Genomic DNA, 19,526 nt, shown 5'->3' on the forward strand with positions numbered 1-19,526 from the left:
CCCACCCGATCGGGTGGGGCCTCCGGCGTTTTCTCACTCCTCCCGAGCCGGGCGCGCTTCGGGCGGGAGCACGCCCCAGTCGATGAGCTGCTCGGTGAGCTCGCCGGGCGTCATGTCGTAGATGATGGCCAGTGATCGCAGGTCCTCGGTGCGGATGGACAGCACCTTGCCGTTGTAGTCGCCGCGCTGGCTCTGGATGGTGGCCGCGTAGCGGGCCAGCGGCCCGACCTTCTCGGCCGGAAGCTGTTGCAGCCGTTCCAGGTTGATCACAACCTTGGTGGCGGGCTCGGCGCCGGAGGGCACCCGTCCCTCCGGGAGCAGCTCCGCGACCGGAACCCCGTAGAAGTCGGCCAGTTCGGCCAGCTTCTGCACGGTCACCGCGCGGTCGCCACGTTCATAGGACCCGACGACCACGGCCTTCCACCGCCCGCCTGACTTCTGCTCGACGCCGTGCAGCGAGAGACCTTGCTGCTGGCGGATAGCGCGGAGCTTGCCGCCCAGCGCCTTGGCGTAGTCGCCCATGTGGCGTTTCTCCGTTTCATTCGCCCCGTCAGCCGATACCGGATGCCGAGGAGGCAAGTTCAGATCGATACGGAGAGTAATGTTCGCTCGCGAGCGTCACCAGGTCAAGTTGGTCTTCGTTCGCAGCGGGGCGAGTACCACCACACCACCCGGACGATTGACCTGGACGCATTGATAGCGTACAAGGCGAGCCCGGCGAGCACCGGAGTCGCGAGTGGTCGCGGGCCCCCGGCCCTCCGGTTGGACGGAGGGCTCCACACCATCCTTTAAGGACCCGTCCAGTGAGGCGGGGAAGGAGGTCCACCGTGGCGTCACGCCTACCGGCGGGCGCGGCGGATCCGGTCGAGGAGCGAGAGCTGCTCTCGGCCGGTGACGTTGCGCGCACGATAGCCAGGATCGCGCACCAGATCATCGAGAAGACCGCGCTGGACACCGGCGGCAGCGGCGTCGTCCTGCTCGGCATCCCCAGCCGCGGCGCCCCGCTGGCCGCCCGGCTGGCGGGCAGGATCAGCGAGTTCAGCGGGGTGACGGTTCCCACCGGCACCCTCGACATCACGCTCTACCGCGACGACCTGCGGCAGCGCCCCAACCGCCCGCTCGAACCCAGCAGCCTGCCGGCCGAGGGCGTGGACAACGCGCTGGTCGTGCTGGTCGACGACGTCCTGTTCTCCGGCCGGACCGTCCGCGCCGCCCTCGACGCCCTGCGCGACCAGGGCCGCCCGCGCGCGGTGCAGCTGGCGGTGCTGGTCGACCGCGGCCACCGGGAGCTGCCGATCCGCGCCGACTACGTCGGCAAGAACGTGCCGACCTCGCGCACCGAGGACGTCGCCGTCCGCCTCTCCGAAGTGGACGGCGCCGACGCCGTGGTGCTGCGGCGGCAGGGAGGGGAGGGCTGATGGGCCACGCTGTCTCTTCGGTTCATCAGGCCCGACCGGGTGCGGGTGTCCCGCAGTACCCCGAGGAGCGCTGATGCGACACCTGCTGTCCACAGAGGGCCTGGACGCGGCGACCGCGACGAGCGTGCTCGACACCGCGGGCACCCTCAAGCAGACGCTGCTGGGCCGCGAGGTCCGCAAGCTGCCGACGCTGCGCGGCCGGACCGTGGTCACGATGTTCTACGAGAACTCCACCCGCACCCGGGTGTCCTTCGAGGTCGCGGGCAAGTGGATGAGCGCCGACGTGATCAACGTGTCGGCGGGCGGCTCGTCGGTCGGCAAGGGCGAGTCGCTGCGCGACACCGCGCTGACGCTGTCGGCCGCGGGCGCGGACTGCGTCATCGTCCGGCACCCGGCCTCCGGCGCCGCGCAACGGCTGGCGCAGTGGCTGGAGCCGACCGGCACCCAGGTCGTCAACGCCGGCGACGGCATGCACGAGCACCCGACGCAGGCGCTGCTGGACGCGGCGACGCTGCGGGAGCGGCTGGGCGAGCTGGCGGGCAAGCGGATCGGGATCGTCGGCGACCTGCTGCACAGCCGGGTCGCGCGGTCCAACGTGCACCTGCTGCGCACGCTCGGCGCCGAGGTGGTGCTCATCGCGCCGCCGACGCTGGTCCCCGCGGGCATCGAGTCCTGGGGCGCGCCGGTCCGGCACGAGCTCGATCCGGAACTGCCCGGGCTCGACGCGGTGATGCTGCTGCGGGTGCAGGCCGAGCGGATGCACGGCGGGTTCTTCCCGTCCGCCCGCGAGTACTCGATCGCCTACGGCATGAACGAGGCCAGGCTCGCCCGCCTGCCTGAGCACGCCGTCGTGCTGCACCCCGGCCCGATGCTGCGCGGCATGGAGATCGCCGCCGCCGTGGCCGATTCGCCGAGGGCCGCCATCACCGAGCAGGTGCGCAACGGGGTGCACGTGCGCATGGCGGTGCTCTACCACCTCCTGGCCGGAGAGGAGATCGCGGCATGAGCAGCAACCGCACCTCAGGGGACCGTGACGCAAGGTACCCAGCGGAAACCTCGGAACAAGAGATGCCTCGACACGCAACCACCACTGTCAATCGCGGAGAGGCGGCTCAGCGCCGGGTGCTGCTGAAGGACGTCCGCCCCTACGGCGAGGGCGAGCCGGTCGACCTGCTGGTCGACGGCGGAGTGATCGCCGGGATCGGCTCGGGCCTGGAGGTCGACGCCGACGAGATCGTGCACGCCGAAGGCGCGGTCGTGCTGCCGGGCTTCGTCGACCTGCACACGCACCTGCGGGAGCCGGGGCGCGAGGACACCGAGACGATCGAGACCGGCTCCACGGCCGCGGCGCTCGGCGGCTACACCGCCGTGTTCGCCATGGCCAACACCGATCCGGTCGCCGACAACGCGGTGATCGTCGAGCACGTGTGGCGCCGCGGCCAGGAGGTCGGGCTGGTCGACGTCCACCCGGTGGGCGCGGTCACGGTCGGGCTCGACGGCGAGAAGCTGGCCGAGCTGGGCACGATGGCCCGCTCGGGCGCGAACGTGCGGGTGTTCTCCGACGACGGGAAGTGCGTGCACGACCCGCTGATCATGCGCCGCGCGCTGGAGTACACCAGGACGCTCGGCGGCGTGGTCGCCCAGCACGCCGAGGAGCCGCGGCTGACCGTCGGCGCGCAGGCGCACGAGGGCGCCAACGCCGCCCGGCTGGGGCTGGCAGGCTGGCCAGCCCCCGCGGAGGAGGCGATCGTCGCCCGCGACTGCCTGCTGGCCGGGCACACCGGCGGCTCGCTGCACGTCTGCCACGTCTCGACCGCCGGGACCGCCGAGATCCTGCGCTGGTGGAAGTCGCAGGACCGGCCGGGCCGGGTCTCGGCCGAGGTCACCCCGCACCACCTGCTGCTCACCGACGACCGGCTGAGCAGCTACGACCCGGTCAACAAGGTCAACCCGCCGCTGCGCACCGACGACGACGTGCGCGCCCTGCGGCAGGCGCTGGCCGACGGCACCGTGGACTGCGTGGCCACCGACCACGCGCCGCACGCCGAGCAGGACAAGTGCTGCGAGTGGTCCGCGGCCCGGCCGGGCATGCTGGGCCTGCAGACCGCGCTCGGCGTCGTGGTCGCCACCATGGTCGAGCCGGGCTTGCTGGACTGGCGCGGGGTGGCGCGGGTGCTCAGCGAGCGGCCCGCCGAGATCGCCGGGCTGGCCGACCAGGGCCGCCCGGTCGCCGTCGGCGAGCCCGCGAACCTGGTCCTGGTCGACCCGCGGGCGCGCTGGACGGTCCGCGGGGCGGAGCTGGCCAGCATCGCGGCGAACTCCCCCTACGAGGACATGGAGCTGCCGGGCCGGGTCGTGGCCACGCTGCTGCGCGGGCGGATCACGGCGGCCGAGGGCAAGGTGAGGCGCTGATGGAACGCTTCCTGTGGGTGCTCGGCATGGCGGTGCTGGCCGGGCTGGTGTTCTTCGCGATGTGGCGGGGCTGGCGCAACCGGGCCCGCAGGCAGGCCGCGCTGCTGCCGGACTTCCCGGCGGTGCCCGACGACGCGGGCGAGGCGCTGCTGCCCGCGGCCACCGGCATGTACGTGGGCACCACGACGGCCGGTGACTGGCAGGACCGGATCGCGGTCGGCGACATCGGCCACCGAGCGGGCGGGACGGTGCGCCTGCACCGGTCCGGGCTGCTGGTGGAGCGCGACGGCGCGAGTCCGCTGTGGATCCCCGCGGAGTCCTTCGTGGACGCCAGGGCGGACCACAAGCTGGCCAACAAGGTGGTGCCGGGAGCGGGACTGCTGGTGATCACCTGGCGGCTCGGACAGCAGCGGCTGGACACCGGATTCCGCTGCGATGACAAGGAAGTGCACAACGACTGGGTCGAGGCAGTGCGGGCACTGGCCACCCGGGACGAGACCGCGGGCACGCGGCGGGAGGAACAACGATGACCGCGCACACCTCTGCGGCACTGGTGCTTGAGGACGGCCGGATCTTCCGGGGCGAGCCCTACGGAGCCGTCGGCCACACCCTGGGCGAGGTGGTGTTCTCCACCGGGATGACCGGCTACCAGGAGACGCTGACCGACCCCTCCTACCACCGCCAGATCGTGGTGCAGACCGCGCCGCAGATCGGCAACACCGGCTGGAACGACGAGGACGACGAGTCCGCCCGGATCTGGGTCGCAGGCTACGCGGTGCGCGACCCCGCCCGCGTCCCGTCGAACTGGCGCTCCCGCCGTTCGCTCGACGACGAGCTCCAGCGGCAGGGGATCGTCGGCATCTCCGGCCTGGACACCCGGACCCTGACCCGCCACGTCCGCGAGTTCGGCGCGATGCGCGGCGGGATCTTCTCCGGCCACGACATCCGCTCCGACGAGGAGATGGTGGACAAGGTCGTGGCCAGCGCGGGCATGGTCGGCGCCGACCTGGCCGGTGACGTCACCACCGCCGAGCCCTACGTGGTCCCGGCGGTCGGCGAGAAGCGGTTCACCGTCGCCGCGCTGGACCTGGGCATCAAGTCCAACACCCCGCGGATGATGGCCCAGCGCGGCATCGAGGTGCACGTGCTCCCGCTGTCGTCCAGTTTGGACGAGGTGCTTTCGGTGAACCCGGACGGCGTGTTCCTGTCCAACGGTCCGGGCGACCCGGCCACCACCGACCAGCAGGTCGAGCTGACCCGGCAGGTGCTGGACCGCAAGCTGCCGCTGTTCGGCATCTGCTTCGGCAACCAGATCCTCGGCCGCGCGCTGGGCCGGGGCACCTACAAGCTGCGCTACGGCCACCGGGGCATCAACATCCCGGTCATCGACGCCGAGACCGGCAAGGTGGCGATCACCGCGCAGAACCACGGCTTCGCCGTCGAGGGCGAGCCGGGGGAGCGGTTCGACACCGACTTCGGCCGGGCGATGGTCAGCCACCACTGCGCCAACGACGGCTCGGTCGAGGGCCTCAGGCTGCTCGACGGCCCGGCGTTCAGCGTGCAGTACCACCCGGAGGCGGCGGCCGGTCCGCACGACGCGGCGCCGCTGTTCGACCAGTTCGTTGATCTGATGACGGAGACCCGCTGATGCCCAAGAGGACTGATATCAACCACGTTCTGGTCATCGGCTCCGGTCCGATCGTGATCGGCCAGGCGTGCGAGTTCGACTACTCCGGCACCCAGGCGTGCCGGGTGCTGCGCGAGGAGGGGATCCGGGTCAGCCTGGTCAACTCCAACCCGGCGACGATCATGACCGACCCGGAGTTCGCCGACGCGACCTACGTCGAGCCGATCACCCCGGAGTTCGTCGAGAAGGTCATCGAGGCCGAGCGGCCGGACGCGCTGCTCGCGACGCTGGGCGGGCAGACCGCGCTCAACACCGCGATGGCGCTGCACGAGCGCGGCGTGCTGGAGAAGTACGGCGTGGAGCTCATCGGCGCCGACATCGACGCGATCGAGCGCGGTGAGGACCGCCAGCGGTTCAAGGACATCGTGCGCGCCATCGGCGGCGAGGTGCCCGAGAGCGCGGTCTGCAAGTCGATGGACGAGGTCCGCGACTTCGTCGCCGAGCACAGCCTGCCGGTGGTCATCCGGCCCAGCTTCACCATGGGCGGCCTCGGTTCCGGGATGGCGCACACGCACGAGGAACTGGAGCGGATGGCCTCGCTGGGGCTGACCGAGTCGCCCGTGCACGAGGTGCTCATCGAGGAGAGCGTGCTCGGGTGGAAGGAGTACGAGCTGGAGCTGATGCGCGACCACGCCGACAACGTGGTGGTCATCTGCTCCATCGAGAACATCGACCCGATGGGCGTGCACACCGGTGACTCGGTGACCGTCGCCCCGGCGATGACGCTGACCGACCGCGAGTACCAGCACATGCGCAACGTCGGCATCGCGGTGCTGCGCGAGGTCGGGGTGGACACCGGCGGCTGCAACATCCAGTTCGCGATCCACCCGGACACCGGGCGGATGGTCGTGATCGAGATGAACCCGCGGGTGTCGCGCTCCTCGGCGCTGGCGTCGAAGGCGACCGGCTTCCCGATCGCCAAGATCGCCGCGAAGCTGGCCATCGGCTACACCCTGGACGAGATCACCAACGACATCACCGGCGAGACCCCGGCCAGCTTCGAGCCGACGCTGGACTACGTCGTGGTGAAGGTGCCGCGGTTCGCCTTCGAGAAGTTCCCCGGTGCCGACCCGACGCTGACCACGACGATGAAGAGCGTCGGCGAGGCGATGGCGCTGGGCCGCAGCTTCTCCGAGGCCTTCGGCAAGGCACTGCGGTCGATGGAGACGAAGGCAGTCGGCTTCTGGACGGCGCCCGACTCCGCTCCGGGCACGGACCCCGGGGCCGTCGACCTCGACTCCACTTTGGACGCTCTGCGCACCGCGCACGACGGGCGTCTGTACACGGTGGAGCGCGCGCTGCGGCTCGGCGCGACCGTCGAGCAGGTGCACGAGGCTTCGGGCATCGACCCGTGGTTCGTCGACCAGATCGCGGCGTGGGTCGAGCTGCGCGCCGAGCTGGTCGAGGCGCCGGTGCTCGACGCCGTGCTGCTGCGCCGCGCGAAGCGCGCGGGGCTGTCGGACCGGCAGATCGCCGCGCTGCGCACCGAGTTGGCGGGCGAGGACGGGGTCCGGACGCTGCGGCACAAGCTGGGTGTGCGGCCGGTCTACAAGACCGTCGACACCTGCGCGGCCGAGTTCGCGGCCCGCACGCCGTACCACTACTCGGCCTACGAGTCGGACCCGGCGGCCGAGACCGAGGTCACCGAGCAGCGCGAGAAGCCGAAGGTGATCATCCTCGGTTCCGGGCCGAACCGGATCGGGCAGGGCATCGAGTTCGACTACTCCTGCGTGCACGCGGCGCAGTCGCTGCGGGCCGCCGGGTTCGAGACCGTGATGGTCAACTGCAACCCGGAGACGGTCTCGACCGACTACGACACCTCGGACCGCCTCTACTTCGAGCCGCTGACCTTCGAGGACGTGCTGGAGGTCGTGCACTCCGAGCAGCGCTCGGGCACCGTCGCGGGCGTGATCGTGCAGCTCGGCGGCCAGACCCCGCTGGGCCTGGCGCAGCGGCTGGCCGACGCCGGGGTGCCGATCGTGGGCACCCCGCCGGAAGCGATCCACCTGGCCGAGGAGCGCGGCGCGTTCGGCGACGTGCTGGCCGGGGCCGGGCTGCCCGCGCCGAAGTACGGCATGGCGACGTCGTTCGAGGGCGCCAAGCGCATCGCCGACGAGATCGGCTACCCGGTGCTGGTGCGCCCGTCCTACGTGCTCGGCGGGCGCGGCATGGAGATCGTCTACGACGAGCCGTCGCTGGAGAACTACATCGCCCGCGCCACCGAGGTCACCCCGGAACACCCGGTGCTGGTGGACAACTTCCTCGACGACGCCATCGAGATCGACGTGGACGCGCTGTGCGACGGCACCGACGTCTACCTCGGCGGCGTGATGGAGCACATCGAGGAAGCCGGCATCCACTCCGGCGACTCGGCCTGCGCGCTGCCGCCGATCACGCTGGGGCGCCAGGACATCGAGAAGGTGCGCAGGTCCACCGAGGCCATCGCGCGCGGCATCGGCGTGCACGGCCTGCTCAACGTGCAGTACGCGCTCAAGGACGACGTGCTCTACGTGCTTGAGGCCAACCCGCGGGCGTCGCGGACGGTGCCGTTCGTGTCGAAGGCGACCGCCGCGCCGCTGGCCAAGGCCGCCGCGCGGATCATGCTCGGCGCCAAGATCGCCGACCTGCGCTCGGAGGGCGTGCTGCCCGCCGTCGGCGACGGCGCGGACCTGCCGATCGACGCGCCGGTCGCGGTCAAGGAGGCGGTGCTGCCGTTCCACCGGTTCCGCACTCCCGAGGGCCACGGCGTGGACTCGCTGCTGGGGCCGGAGATGAAGTCCACCGGCGAGGTCATGGGCATCGACACCTCCTTCGGGCAGGCGTTCGCCAAGTCCCAGGCGGGCGCCTACGGTTCCCTGCCGACCTCGGGGCGGGTGTTCGTCTCGGTGGCCAACAAGGACAAGCGGTCGATGGTCTTCCCGGTCAAGCGGCTGGCCGACCTCGGCTTCGAGATCCTGGCCACCACCGGGACCTCGGAAGTGCTGCGGCGCAACGGAATCCCGTGCAGCGTCGTCCGCAAGCACAACGAAGAGCCCAACGGGGAGTCCACTGCCGACGAGCGCGACGTCATCGACCTCATCAGGGCGGGCGAGGTCGACATGGTGATCAACACCCCGTACGGCAACCCGGGCCCGCGCGTGGACGGCTACGAGATCCGCACGGCCGCGGTGTCGCGGGACATCCCGTGCATCACCACGGTGCAGGGCGCGGCGGCGGCCGTGCAGGGCATCGAGGCCGCGATCCGGGGCAACATCGGCGTCCGCCCGCTGCAGGCGCTGCAGGCGGCGCTGCGGCAGGGCGGTGAGCAGCGGTGATCGCCGGGTTCGGCAAGCGGCTGGCCGAGGCGATGGCGGCGCGGGGTCCGCTGTGCGTGGGCATCGACCCGCATCCGGCGCTGCTGCACGCCTGGAACCTCGCCGAGGACGCGCGCGGGCTGGAGCGCTTCGCGCTGACCGCGGTGGAGGCGCTGGCCGGTGAGGTCGCGGTGCTCAAGCCGCAGTCGGCGTTCTTCGAGGTGCACGGCTCGGCGGGCGTGGCGGTGCTGGAGCGGGTGATCGCCGAGGCCCGGGAGGCGGGCGCGCTGGTGCTGCTCGACGTCAAGCGCGGCGACATCGGCTCCACGATGACCGCCTACGCGATGGCCTACCTCGACGAGCACTCGCCGCTGGCGGCGGACGCGATCACGGTCTCGCCGTACCTGGGCTACGGCTCGCTGGCCCCGGCGATCGGCATCGCCGAGCAGACCGGCCGGGGCGTGATCGTGCTGGCCCGCACCTCGAACCCGGAGGGCGCGGAACTCCAGCGCTGCCTGCGCGACAGCGGCCGCTCCATCGGCCAGTCCATCGTGGACTCCGCGGCGGAGACCAACGCGGGCGCCGACCCGATGGGCCACGTCGGGGTCGTCGCCGGTGCCACGATCCGCCCGGGCGAGCTGGACTTCTCCCGGCTCAACGGCCCGATCCTGGCGCCCGGCCTGGGCGCCCAGGGCGCGACGGTCGACGACCTGCGCGCGGTGTTCGGCCCGGCCCTGCCGCAGGTCCTGCCCGCCACCGCGCGCGACGTCCTGCGGCACGGCCCGTCCGTCGACGGCCTGCGCTCGGCAGCACACCGCGTGCGCGACGAACTGGCCGGGCTGCTGCTCTGACGGTTCCGGCAACGGGGCGCCTCCGCTCGGCGGGGGCGCCCCGTTTTTTGTGATCGGAACCCCCTGATTCCCCCGGTGTGGTTTGGCAGAATTCCCCCGTTCGCGTCGGGGAGGGGGATTTCGTGATCGCTGTGCTGGCGATCCGGCGGCAGTGGTGCGGGCCGGGGGAGCCGATCCTGTGGTGCGCCGCCTCCGGGCTGGACTACCGCTACGACGTCCCCGGGCTCGACGAGAGCGGGAATCCGTTGCGCGGCTGGGGATCCCGCGCGGTGCGGGGCGTGGGCGGCGCGGTCGGCGGCGGGATCCTCAACGTCGTGGACGCGGTGATGGACGACGACGGCGGTGACGACCACAAGGACTACCCGCCGGGTTTCCTCAGCGGTCCGGCCGCGGAGTGCGCCGCGATCGCCGAGTACTCGCGGGCGGCGGCCGTCGCGCGGCACGGGTTCTGGGTGCTGACCCCGCATCGCCTCGCCCGGCTGGCGCCGCACGTGCCTGCCGCGGAGCCGGAGGAGCCGGAAGGTTCCTGGGCCAGGCGGTTCGGCAAGGGCGCGCTGAAGTTCGCCCGCGACGTCGGCGACATCGTCGCCTCCAAGCCGGAGCACGAGCCGGGCGTTCCGGTGCCGCTGCCCGAGATCCGCGAGCACGCGGTGATCGACCGGCGGCTGCTGGCCGGGTTCGACGCCCACCAGCGCAAGCTCGGACGCGAGTACACCACCAGCAGGGCCTGGTACCTGCGCATCCGGTTCACCGACGGGTCCGCGATGGAGATCAGCCCGCACCGCGACGAGGAAGCCGTGCGACGTCTGGTCGCGATGTCCGAGGGGCGGTTGTGAGGGACCGGTTCAAGCTCCAGAAGCTGTTGGAAACCCACTGGTGCCTGCCCGGCGAGCAGCTGCTGTTCCTGGTGGGCGGCGAGCACAAGCGGGGATGGCTCGGCGCGACCGTGGCCGGTCGGCGCCACGTGCCGCACCGGGTGCCCGGGCCCGCCGACGGGGTGGAACCGCCGTGGCCGGTCGTGAACCCGGCGCTGGAGGCGGGTGAGTTCCTCGCCGACGAGTGGGTCCACGACCCCGCGGTCTGGGGCTGGTTCCACGCCGACGCGCCGGACAGGGCGGCTGCGCGGTGCGCCGGCGCGCTCGCGGCGGGAAAGCACTTCGCCTGGTTGGTGTGCAGCACCTCGCGGGTCGCGGTCGTCGTCGAGGCCGACGAGCTGGCCGCCGCGAAGACCGAGCCGGAACCCGCGAGCGGGTTCGGCGGGTTGCTGGGACGGGCGAAAGCGCTCACCGGGGCGAAGCCCGAGGACGGCGCGCCGGTGGAGCCGTGGTGGGAGTGGCCGACGGCGCAGGTGGCGCGGTTCAGCAGTGCCGGACTGGGGCGGGCGGCGGTGCCGGTGCAGTTCTTCCGGATCGAGTTCGCGGACCGGTCGGTGCTGGAGTTCCGCATCGCGGACGCGCCGAAGCTCGTCGAGCTGGTGCACACGAACCTGCGCCGGTGACCGCCGCGCAAGCCGTTCCGGCGCACCGAATATGGTCGGGCGCTGGAGGTGGCGATGGTCGAGAGCTTGCTGGGCGGGCGTTACCGGTTGGGCGCCTGCCTCGGTGGTGGTGGCATGGCCGACGTCTACCGGGCGATGGACACCCGGCTGGAGCGGGTGGTGGCGGTCAAGGTGTTCCGGCAGGGCACCGACCGGACCGGTCGTGAGCGGTTCGAGGAGGAGGCGCGGCTGCTGGCCGGGCTGAGCCATCCCGGGCTGGTGCCGGTGTTCGACGCGAGCGCCAGCGGTGACGAGCTGTACCTGGTCATGCAGCTGGTGGAGGGGCGCACCCTGGCCGACGTGATCGCGGCCGGGCCGATGCCGCCCGCCGAGGTCGCCGAGCTCGGGCGCAGGCTCGCCGACGTGCTGACCTACGTGCACGACAACGGCATCGTGCACCGGGACGTCAAGCCGTCGAACGTGCTGATCGGCAACGACGGGCGGGTGTTCCTCGCCGACTTCGGGATCTCCAGGCTGATCGACGCCGTCGGCCGGATGACCGCGTCCGGGGTCATCCTCGGCACCGCGACCTACATGGCGCCCGAGCAGGTGCACGGCAGCGGCATCGGGCACCCGACCGACGTCTACGCGCTCGGGCTCGTGCTGCTGGAGTGCGTCACCGGGCGCACCGAGTTCCCCGGTTCCGGCACCGAGGCGGCGCTGGCGCGGTTGACCCGCTCGCCGCACGTGCCCGACACGCTGCCCGAGCCGCTGCGCTCGGCGCTGCGGGCGATGACGGCCGCGGCTCCCGAGCAGCGGCCGTCCGCCGAGCAGTGCGCGGACCTGCTCAGCGGCGAGGCCACGGAGCTCATCCCCGTCACCGAGCCGGTCCGGCCGCACACCCGGCAGCTCCCGGCCCCGGTCGCCGCCCAGCCGCGCGGGCGGAAGTGGCGGTGGCCGCTGGCGGGCGTGGCCGCGCTGGCGCTGCTGATCGGGCTGCTGTTCTTCCTCCAGCGACCCGAGCCCGCCGCCGTTCCGCAGCTGCCCGCGGTTTCCGGTGCACCTGGCGTCGAGCGGCTGCCGCAAGATCTCGCGAACCTGGAAAGCCTGGTGCGGTGATGAAGCGCGTCCTGATCCCCCTGCTGTTCCTGCTCGCCGCCTGCGGGAGCCAGCCCCGGCCCGCAGTGGACCCGCAGGTCCGCGAGCAGCTCGTCGCCGGAGTCGACGCGGTGAAGGCCGCCGCCACGAACCACGACCGCCCCGCCGCCGAAGCCGCGCTCAACGAGCTGACCCGCGCCATCGCCGCCGCTCAGGCGCAGGGCCGGATGGACCCCGCGTTCGCCAGCACCGTCCTCGCCGCCGCGGACCGGGTCGCCGAGGACGTCGCCACCATGGACCTCCCCGCGCCGCCGCCCCCGGTGACCGTCACCGTCCCCACACCCGACCCGGACTGGCAGGAAGAGCAGCAGAATCGCGAGGAAGAGCGCCGCGAGGAGCAGGAGAAGCGCGAGGAGGAACACCGGGAGCAGCAGCAGAAGAAGTGGGAGGAGCACTTGCGGGAGCAGCTGGAAAACCACGGCCGGGACGGCTGAGTCACCAGGCCCGCAGCTCCTCGCCCCGCGGATCGTCGACGACCACCGGGTTCTCCGCGATGCGCAGCGTGCGCCGCGACTCGCCGAACCGCTCCCAGCCCGGATCTCCGTTCTCCGCGAAGGAGATCCAGGCGTTGTGCATCAGGGTGGTGAGCGCCGCCGGTGGTTCGCCCGCACCGAGCAGGGCGTTCGGGCCGGTCACCTCCGCCAGCCCGGTGCGGTCGAACACGAAGGGCAGCTCCACCCCGTGCGCGGCTCCGAGCCGGCCGTCCAAAGCAGACGATCGCCACGCGAACTCGTAGACGTGGGTCCGGCCCTGGGAACGGCTGTGCGCTTCGGCCAGAAGCCGGTTGCCCGCACCGAAAAGCGCGTCCCCGAGGATCGCCGAGCGGAGTTCCCCGTGCGAGGCGCCGGGACGTGCCGCCCGGTAGGTGGCGACGAGTCCGGCGGGGTCGCGGTGGGCGCGGGCGGCCGTCGCCAGGACGTCGTCGGGCGTCGTCGAGTCCAGATCTCCACCGGGCGCCAGGTAGAGGTTCCCCTCCTCGGCGTTGGTCCCCACGATCAGGTCGACTTCCCCGGTGACGTCCTCGACCGGCTGCCGCTCCAGGACCAGCCCGAACGGGCTGAGTCCGACGAGCGGGTCGAACCGGTCGGCCGTACGCAGGTCCAGCCCGGAGAGTGCGGGCGTGATCCGCACGAGCCGCTCGTCGGGGACCTCGGCCAGACCCTCCGCCGTCGGCCGCACGCCCAGTGCGGCACCCACCGCCTCGGTGACGCGCGCCGCCTGCTCCGGGTGGAAGGTCCCGGTCCCGCTGCCGCTCTGGACGATCGCCCGCCGGAACAGCCCGGCCGCGTTCGGCGTCGCCAGCAGCGCGGCCACGATGGTCGCGCCCGCCGACTGGCCGAACACGGTGACGTTGTCCGGATCGCCGCCGAATCCGGCGATGTTGTCGCGGACCCAGCGCAGCCCCGCCATAACGTCGAGCAGCCCCCGGTTCGGCGGAGCCCCGGCGACGTCCAGGAAACCGGGAACGCCCAGCCGGTAGTTGATCGTCACCATGACGATTCCACCGCGGGCGAAGCTGCTCCCGTCGTAGAGCGGAGAGCTCTTCGACCCGGAGACGAACCCGCCGCCGTGCACGAAGACCATGACCGGCCGCTTCCGCGCGTCTTCCGGAGCCCAGACGTTGGCGGTCAGGTAGTCGTCGCCGCGCACCCAGCCGGGACCGAAGAACGGCGACATGTCCAGGCCGCCGAACGCGTCCCGCGCGGGTTGCGGCGCGGTCGGTCCCGCGACCGCGGCGTCCCGGATCCCGGTCCACCCGGGGTGCGGTGCGGGCGCGGCGAAGCGCGCGGCGCCGACCGGGGGAGCGGCGTAGGGGATGCCGAGGAAGACGTTCGCGCCGTTGTGGTTCCTCCCGCGCACCGCGCCGGAACCGGTGGTGATCAGCATCGCGATTCCCCTTTCACAGCCGGGAGAACGGCGCCCAGCGCCGGATGGCGAACCGGCTGCCGTCGCGGTTGATCTCGGCGGCGCCGTGGCCGCCGAGGTGCGCGGGCAGCACGAGGGCGTTGTTGTCGGCGGCCCAGCCCAGCACCCGGTGCCTGGTGGCCCGCGCCCGCGCGGGGTCCTCGCAGAAGCAGCTGTTGGTGTCGGGTTCGGCGAACTGGTACGCGCTGTGCATCAGGTCGCCCACGAACACCGCGCGGTCCGAACCGGATTCGAGGGTGACCACGCTCGATCCCGGGGTGTGTCCGGCGGCGAGATCCAGCCGGAGGTTGCCGTCGATCCGGTACGAGTCGTCCCACAGCAGCGTCCGGCCCTCCTGGTGGACCGGCGTGATGCTGTCCTCGAACATGTGCCGGTTGCGCTGCCGGCCGTTGGCCGGGTTCCAGAAGTCGAAGTCCCGGCGGGGAATCAGGTAGGTCGCGTTCGGGAAGGTCGGCACCCAGCTGTCGTTCTCGCGGTGGGTGTTCCAGCCGACGTGGTCCACGTGCAGGTGCGTGTTGACCACGACGTCGACGTCCTCGGGCCGGACCCCGGCGCGGGCCAGGTTGCCCGGGAAGTCCGTCTCCAGGTTGTCCCAGATCGGCGCTTCCGGGCGTTCCCGGTGGTTGCCGACCCCGGTGTCGATCAGGATCGTGCGGCCTTCGCTGCGCAGGACCCAGGTCTGCACGGCCGCGACGAACTCGCCGCCCGCGACGAAGTCCGGCTCCAGCCAGTGCCGGTGCTCCTCCCACGAATCCGGGGAGCTCTCCGGGAAGAACTCCGCGGGAGTCATGTCCACCGACCCGAAGTACTCCACGACACGGGTGATCGTGACCTCACCCAGGGCGATCTCGTGCACGGGGCCTCCTGTTCACGTCTCTCGGAATCAGCCTCGCCCGGCCCGGATCCCGGCGACCAGCCCCGCGTTTTCCTATCCCCGGCAGGGTCTGGCTGGTGCGGTGGGCGGCGGGCATGCTGGAGGCATGGCACGTACCGCACAGCTGGGCGATTTCCTCCGGTCGCGGCGGACGCGTCTGCGCCCGGAGGACGTCGGGATCCCGGTCCTGCATGAGCGGCGGCGCGTGCGCGGGCTGCGGCGCGAGGAGATCGCGCAGCTCGCGGGCGTCAGCGTCTCCTACTACACCCGCCTGGAGCAGGGGCAGTCCCAGCACGCGTCCGCCGAGGTGCTGGACGCGATCTCGACGGCCCTGCGCCTGGACGGCCACGAGCACGAACACCTCCGGAGGCTCGCCGAGACGACCCGGCGCCCCATCCCGCAGCGCAGGCCCGAACCGGAGCAGCTCACCCAGGCGACCCGGGACCTGATGCGTTCGTTCAGCGGCGTTCCGGTTCTCGCGCTGGGGCAGCGGACCGACATCCTGGCCTGGAACGACCTGGGGCACGCGCTGCTGGGCGGGCACCTCGGCTTCGACAGCGTCGACGACCCGCAGACCCGGCCGAACCTGGCCAAGATGGTGTTCCTCGACCCGCGCACCCGCGACCTCTACGCCGACTGGCCGCGCAAGGCGAGCGGGGTCGTCGGCCACCTCCGGCTGCTCGCCGGGCGGCACCCCGACGACGCGGAGCTGGCGGGCCTGATCGGGGAGCTGACGATCCGCAGCGACGACTTCGCCGCGTTCTGGGCGGATCACGTGGTCCGCCCCTGCACGGCCGACACCCACGAGCTGCGGCATCCGGTCGCGGGGCCGATCACGGTGACCCAGCAGACGTTGCTGCTCTCGCCCTCGTCGGACCAGGCGGTGGCGGTGTCGACCACCGAGGCCGGATCCGAGTCCGAACGCGCGCTCGCACGGCTGGCCGAACGCGCGCGGAGCTGAGCGCTACCGGTCCAGCCAGGCGTCGATCTCGGCGAAGTACTCGCCGCGGGCCGGTTCGGCCGACAGCGCCAGGTCGTGCAGGCCGTCCGGGATCACCGCGGTGGTCACGTCCGGCCCGATGTTCGGCGCCCACCGCGCGATCTGCTCCACGTCGAGCACGGTGTCGGCGCTCATCGCGCCGGGCTCCCACGCCTTGCGGTGCAGCAGGCTGCGCGCCGAGCGGAGCACCAGCACCGGCGCGGTCACCGAGAGCCCGCGGTGCACGCGCGCGTGCCCGCGCCGGATCGCGCTGAGCCATCCCGAGCGCACCGGGAACGCCTCGACCGGCTTCCAGTCGAGCCGGAAGTCCCACTCGCCGTGGTGGCTGGACAGCAGGCTGTGCGCGTAGGTGGGCGGGAGTCCCTTCCGCACGACCAGCTTCGGCAGCACCCGCCGGAGCAGGTGGCTCGCGGCGGTCCCGACGGTGCGGTTGAACCACGGTTCGGCCAGGTCCAGCCACGGGCTGTTGAGCACCAGCGCGTCCACCGCGCCGGGCCGGGCGTCCGCCCACAACGACGTGATCAGCCCGCCCGTGGAATGCCCGAGCACCACCAGGTTCCGGTGCTGTTCGCGGATGATCGCCGCGGCGGCGTCGAGCTCCTCGAAGTGCACGTCGAGGTCGACGACGTAGTTGGGCAGCTGCCCCGGCCGCAGCGACCGCCCGTAGGCGCGCAGGTCCAGCGCGTAGAAGTCGTACCCGCGCTCGACGAAGTGCGCGGCCACGTGGTCCTGGAAGAAGTAGTCGCAGAAGCCGTGCACGTACAGCACCGCGCCACGGCTGGCGTCCGCAGCGGCGCGGTGCACCAGCGTCGCCACCGCGCCACCGCGCAGTTCCAGCGTCCGCACCTGGTAGGACTCACCGAGGATGTCTGGTTCCACGGCGCCATTGTCTTGGATCGCCCGCGGCGCTGTCTCGGCCGATCGGACCAGTCCTGCTTCGACGTGCGACCGGCATGCCTGCCCGAACCCGGCGAACGGCACCGAGCGGATTGCACCCGGATGTCCTATTGGCTTCTTCGTCCAACCCGTGCCAGGTCGTCATCCGGTTGCGCTACGGTTTCCTCGCTGGCAACTGATCAGCTGCCGTGCTGGTGGCCGGCGGCAGGGTGACGAGGGGAGTTCCGGTGGCCGGTGACGAGGGGAACCAGATCCCACTGGACGGGTACGACCAGCGCGCGATGAACCAGGCGCAGGCGATGGGCGCCGTCCCGATGGGCGGGGCCATGGGGGCCGCGCAGAGCGCCATGACGATGGCGCGGGCGGCCATGAAGGCCGAAGCGGCTCAGGCGGCGAGTTCCGGCATGCACATGCTTGTCGACCCCGACCAGGTCGACAAGCTCGCGCAGTTCTTCGAGGACGAGGCCGAGGCGATCATGAAAAGGGCGAGGGATCGCCAGGAGATCTTCATGGAACTGCCCCCGCCTGCGAAGGACCCGGTGAGCACCCAGGTCGCGAACAGCTACGTCAAGGTCGCGGCCGGGGGCGCCGACAGCTACCTGGACAACTACGAGAAGCTTGCCCAGGTATTCCACGACACAGCAGCGAATCTCCGTGCGAGTGCGCAGCAGACGCGCACGAACGACCAGGATGCTGCGGAGAGCTTCAACGGAGGAAAGCTTTGAAGCGTAAGGCGCTTGTGGTTGGTTCCGTCCTCGTGAGCACTGTGCTGGCCGGGTGCGGCGGAGGTTCCGGAGAGCAGACGCCCCCGGCGGGACAGACACCGCCTGCCACCACCCAGGCTTCCGCCCGAACCGGTCCGGCGAAGGCCGTGGAGATCGCCGACAAGTGCTCGATCGTCACCGAGTCCCAGTGGAAGGCGATCGGCGCTGACCAGCAGCCCGCGGAGGAGACCTCGAACGGCAAGGCCGGTTGCACGTACCAGATGGGCCAGGCCGGAACCAAGGGCTGGGGAGCGTTCGTCGCCGTGACCGGCGAGCACCCGTACGCCGAGGAGATCGGCCAGAAATCGCAGGAGCCGGTCAAGACCGGCGACCTCGCGGGGTACCCCATGTCCGCGTTCAAGAACAGCGACGACGGGTGCATCGTGTACGCGGATGTCGCCGACAACGGCTACCTGACCGCGAACATCACGAAACTCAGCCCGGAGGACCCGGGCGTCGACCTGTGTCAGGTTGCTGAGCAGCTCACCGAGGCTGCTGTGCAGAATCTTCCCAACGCGTGAGGGGGCCGAGGGATGGGCGATCCGAGAAAAATACAGCCGTCTGACTTCCAAAGCGCACAGCTGGAGCAGATGCAGAGCTGGGTCGAGAGCGGCAAGGGTTCCCAGCCGCTCTACAACAGCTCCGACGAATGGGCGAAGGAAACCGAGCACTTGACGGCGCTTGCCGAGAAGGTGAGCGCCAAGCTCAAAGAAGCAGGCGTCGTCATGCAGTCGAAGTCCGGCGAAGCGATGCAGAACGCGGTCGCGCCGGTCGTGCAGTGGACTGAGGTGACGGCTGAGAACACCAAGGCGCAGTCGCAGCTCATGCGGGAACAGGGCGACGCCTACAACAAGGTCAAGTCCGCGATTCCGGCCAAGAGCGAGGTCCAGTCCGTCCCGGACGACAACTGGATCGAAGAGGGCTGGGACAACATGGTCAACGGCCAGACCGATGCCGAGGCCGCCAAGGAGCACAACGAGAAGCTGCGGCAGGAGGCCGTGACGGCCTTCAACGGCTACGACAACGCCTCCCAGAGCACCGTGTCGGCGAGTGCGGTGTTCACGCCGCCGCCGTCGAGCACTTCTGAGGTCGCGGTCTCCGGTGGTCAGCACACCGGCGTGGGCGGCATGACGCCTGCCCCGGGCGGCGGCTCGCCCGCCGGCTCGGGCAGCGCCGGGTACAGCGGTGGCGGCGCCGGTGGTGGCTACTCCGGCGGCGGTAGTGGCGGCAGCGGCGGCGGTGGCGGGACCGGCGGCGGAGGTGGCGGCGGCGGTTCGTCGACCAACCCCGTCTGGAACAACCCGACGCAGCCCCCGAACCAGTGGCCCGACCGGACCGGTCCGACCGGGCCGAACCGGCCGGGCCCGGGGATTCCGCCCGTGGTCGGCCCGGTTCCCGGAGGTTCCAGCGGGCCGGGGCGGCCCGGGGGGCCGGGTGCCGGTGGTGGCCGCGGTGGCGCCGGTGGCGGTACCGGTGCCGGCGGTCGTAGCGGCGCCGGTGCGGGTCGTGGCGCGCTCGGGCCGGGCGGGCAGTCCGGTGTCGGTGCCGGTGGTGGTCGCGCCGGTGCCGGTGGCGACGTCGGTGCCGGTGGTCGCGGTGGTGCCGGTATGGCCGGTGCGGGCGCCGGTGCGCGCGGCCGCGGCCAGGAGGGCGAGGACGACCTCGAGCACGAGACGCCCGAGTACCTCAAGGGCGACCAGGGCGTCTTCGACGACGGCCTGCCGAAGGTGGCACCTCCGGTCTTCGGTGACTGGAACCAGAAGTAATCC

At 71.8% G+C, this 19,526-nt stretch carries 19 protein-coding genes; 15 read left to right on the forward strand and 4 right to left on the reverse strand.

Annotated features, from left to right (window positions below; all coding sequences use genetic code 11):
- Positions 1-33: 33 nt before the first annotated feature.
- Positions 34-522 (reverse strand): transcriptional regulator BldD, encoded by a 489-nt coding sequence (gene bldD / locus ABD691_RS21075; protein ID WP_009943043.1) that lies wholly within the window; start codon positions 520-522, stop codon positions 34-36.
- A 305-nt stretch (positions 523-827) separates the two neighbouring features.
- Between bldD and pyrR the strand changes: the two genes are divergently transcribed.
- From pyrR to ABD691_RS21130, 11 genes are all read left to right on the forward strand, one after another.
- Positions 828-1,418: a bifunctional pyr operon transcriptional regulator/uracil phosphoribosyltransferase PyrR gene (pyrR, locus tag ABD691_RS21080; protein ID WP_344682264.1), complete on the forward strand. Its 591-nt coding sequence runs from the start codon at positions 828-830 to the stop codon at positions 1,416-1,418.
- Between the two features lie 73 nt (positions 1,419-1,491).
- Positions 1,492-2,424: an aspartate carbamoyltransferase catalytic subunit gene (locus tag ABD691_RS21085; protein WP_344682266.1), complete on the forward strand. Its 933-nt coding sequence runs from the start codon at positions 1,492-1,494 to the stop codon at positions 2,422-2,424.
- A 62-nt stretch (positions 2,425-2,486) separates the two neighbouring features.
- Complete coding sequence (locus ABD691_RS21090; protein WP_344682268.1) at positions 2,487-3,830, forward strand: dihydroorotase; 1,344 nt, start codon at positions 2,487-2,489, stop codon at positions 3,828-3,830.
- On the forward strand, positions 3,830-4,360 hold the full coding sequence (locus ABD691_RS21095) for a PH-like domain-containing protein (RefSeq protein ID WP_344682270.1): 531 nt from the start codon (positions 3,830-3,832) through the stop codon (positions 4,358-4,360). Before ABD691_RS21090 ends, ABD691_RS21095 begins: the two co-directional genes overlap by 1 nt.
- Positions 4,357-5,478 carry a glutamine-hydrolyzing carbamoyl-phosphate synthase small subunit gene (gene carA, locus ABD691_RS21100; protein WP_344682272.1) on the forward strand — a complete coding sequence of 374 codons (1,122 nt, stop codon included), beginning with the start codon at positions 4,357-4,359 and terminating at the stop codon, positions 5,476-5,478. The genes ABD691_RS21095 and carA overlap by 4 nt, the downstream gene beginning before the upstream one ends.
- Entirely contained in the window at positions 5,478-8,831 is a 3,354-nt protein-coding gene (gene carB / locus ABD691_RS21105; protein ID WP_344682274.1) for a carbamoyl-phosphate synthase large subunit, read from the forward strand. The genes carA and carB overlap by 1 nt, the downstream gene beginning before the upstream one ends.
- Positions 8,828-9,661: an orotidine-5'-phosphate decarboxylase gene (gene pyrF / locus ABD691_RS21110; protein WP_344682275.1), complete on the forward strand. Its 834-nt coding sequence runs from the start codon at positions 8,828-8,830 to the stop codon at positions 9,659-9,661. Before carB ends, pyrF begins: the two co-directional genes overlap by 4 nt.
- A gap of 122 nt (positions 9,662-9,783) precedes the next feature.
- Positions 9,784-10,497 (forward strand): hypothetical protein, encoded by a 714-nt coding sequence (locus tag ABD691_RS21115; RefSeq protein WP_344682277.1) that lies wholly within the window; start codon positions 9,784-9,786, stop codon positions 10,495-10,497.
- Positions 10,494-11,159: a hypothetical protein gene (locus tag ABD691_RS21120; protein WP_344682278.1), complete on the forward strand. Its 666-nt coding sequence runs from the start codon at positions 10,494-10,496 to the stop codon at positions 11,157-11,159. The genes ABD691_RS21115 and ABD691_RS21120 overlap by 4 nt, the downstream gene beginning before the upstream one ends.
- Positions 11,160-11,213: 54 nt before the next feature.
- On the forward strand, positions 11,214-12,257 hold the full coding sequence (locus ABD691_RS21125) for a serine/threonine-protein kinase (protein WP_344682280.1): 1,044 nt from the start codon (positions 11,214-11,216) through the stop codon (positions 12,255-12,257).
- On the forward strand, positions 12,257-12,730 hold the full coding sequence (locus tag ABD691_RS21130; protein WP_344682282.1) for a hypothetical protein: 474 nt from the start codon (positions 12,257-12,259) through the stop codon (positions 12,728-12,730). The genes ABD691_RS21125 and ABD691_RS21130 overlap by 1 nt, the downstream gene beginning before the upstream one ends.
- 1 nt (position 12,731) lies before the next feature.
- Here the strand turns inward: ABD691_RS21130 and ABD691_RS21135 are convergent, their stop codons facing one another.
- Together ABD691_RS21135 and ABD691_RS21140 are read right to left on the reverse strand one after the other, a co-directional pair.
- Positions 12,732-14,183: a carboxylesterase/lipase family protein gene (locus tag ABD691_RS21135; protein ID WP_344682284.1), complete on the reverse strand. Its 1,452-nt coding sequence runs from the start codon at positions 14,181-14,183 to the stop codon at positions 12,732-12,734.
- A gap of 13 nt (positions 14,184-14,196) precedes the next feature.
- Positions 14,197-15,078, reverse strand: a complete 882-nt coding sequence (locus ABD691_RS21140; protein WP_344682286.1) for an MBL fold metallo-hydrolase — start codon at positions 15,076-15,078, stop codon at positions 14,197-14,199.
- Between the two features lie 124 nt (positions 15,079-15,202).
- Between ABD691_RS21140 and ABD691_RS21145 the strand changes: the two genes are divergently transcribed.
- On the forward strand, positions 15,203-16,057 hold the full coding sequence (locus ABD691_RS21145; RefSeq protein WP_344682287.1) for a helix-turn-helix transcriptional regulator: 855 nt from the start codon (positions 15,203-15,205) through the stop codon (positions 16,055-16,057).
- A gap of 3 nt (positions 16,058-16,060) precedes the next feature.
- Here ABD691_RS21145 and ABD691_RS21150 read toward each other — a convergent pair whose 3' ends face one another.
- Complete coding sequence (locus ABD691_RS21150) at positions 16,061-16,975, reverse strand: alpha/beta hydrolase (protein ID WP_344682288.1); 915 nt, start codon at positions 16,973-16,975, stop codon at positions 16,061-16,063.
- Positions 16,976-17,220: 245 nt separating this feature from the next.
- On the opposite strand from ABD691_RS21150, the gene ABD691_RS21155 reads away from it, so the two are divergent.
- The 3 genes from ABD691_RS21155 (at position 17,221) to ABD691_RS21165 (ending at position 19,523) form a co-directional block, all read left to right on the forward strand.
- Positions 17,221-17,718 (forward strand): hypothetical protein, encoded by a 498-nt coding sequence (locus tag ABD691_RS21155; protein WP_344682289.1) that lies wholly within the window; start codon positions 17,221-17,223, stop codon positions 17,716-17,718.
- A 32-nt stretch (positions 17,719-17,750) separates the two neighbouring features.
- The gene (locus tag ABD691_RS21160; RefSeq protein ID WP_344682291.1) at positions 17,751-18,278 is read left to right on the forward strand and encodes a DUF3558 domain-containing protein; all 528 of its coding nucleotides are present in this window, start codon (positions 17,751-17,753) and stop codon (positions 18,276-18,278) included.
- 69 nt (positions 18,279-18,347) lie between these two features.
- Positions 18,348-19,523 (forward strand): PPE domain-containing protein, encoded by a 1,176-nt coding sequence (locus ABD691_RS21165; protein ID WP_344682293.1) that lies wholly within the window; start codon positions 18,348-18,350, stop codon positions 19,521-19,523.
- Positions 19,524-19,526 lie beyond the last annotated feature (3 nt).

Source organism: Saccharopolyspora taberi (genome assembly GCF_039534165.1).
Classification (GTDB): Bacteria; Actinomycetota; Actinomycetes; order Mycobacteriales; family Pseudonocardiaceae; genus Saccharopolyspora_D; species Saccharopolyspora_D taberi.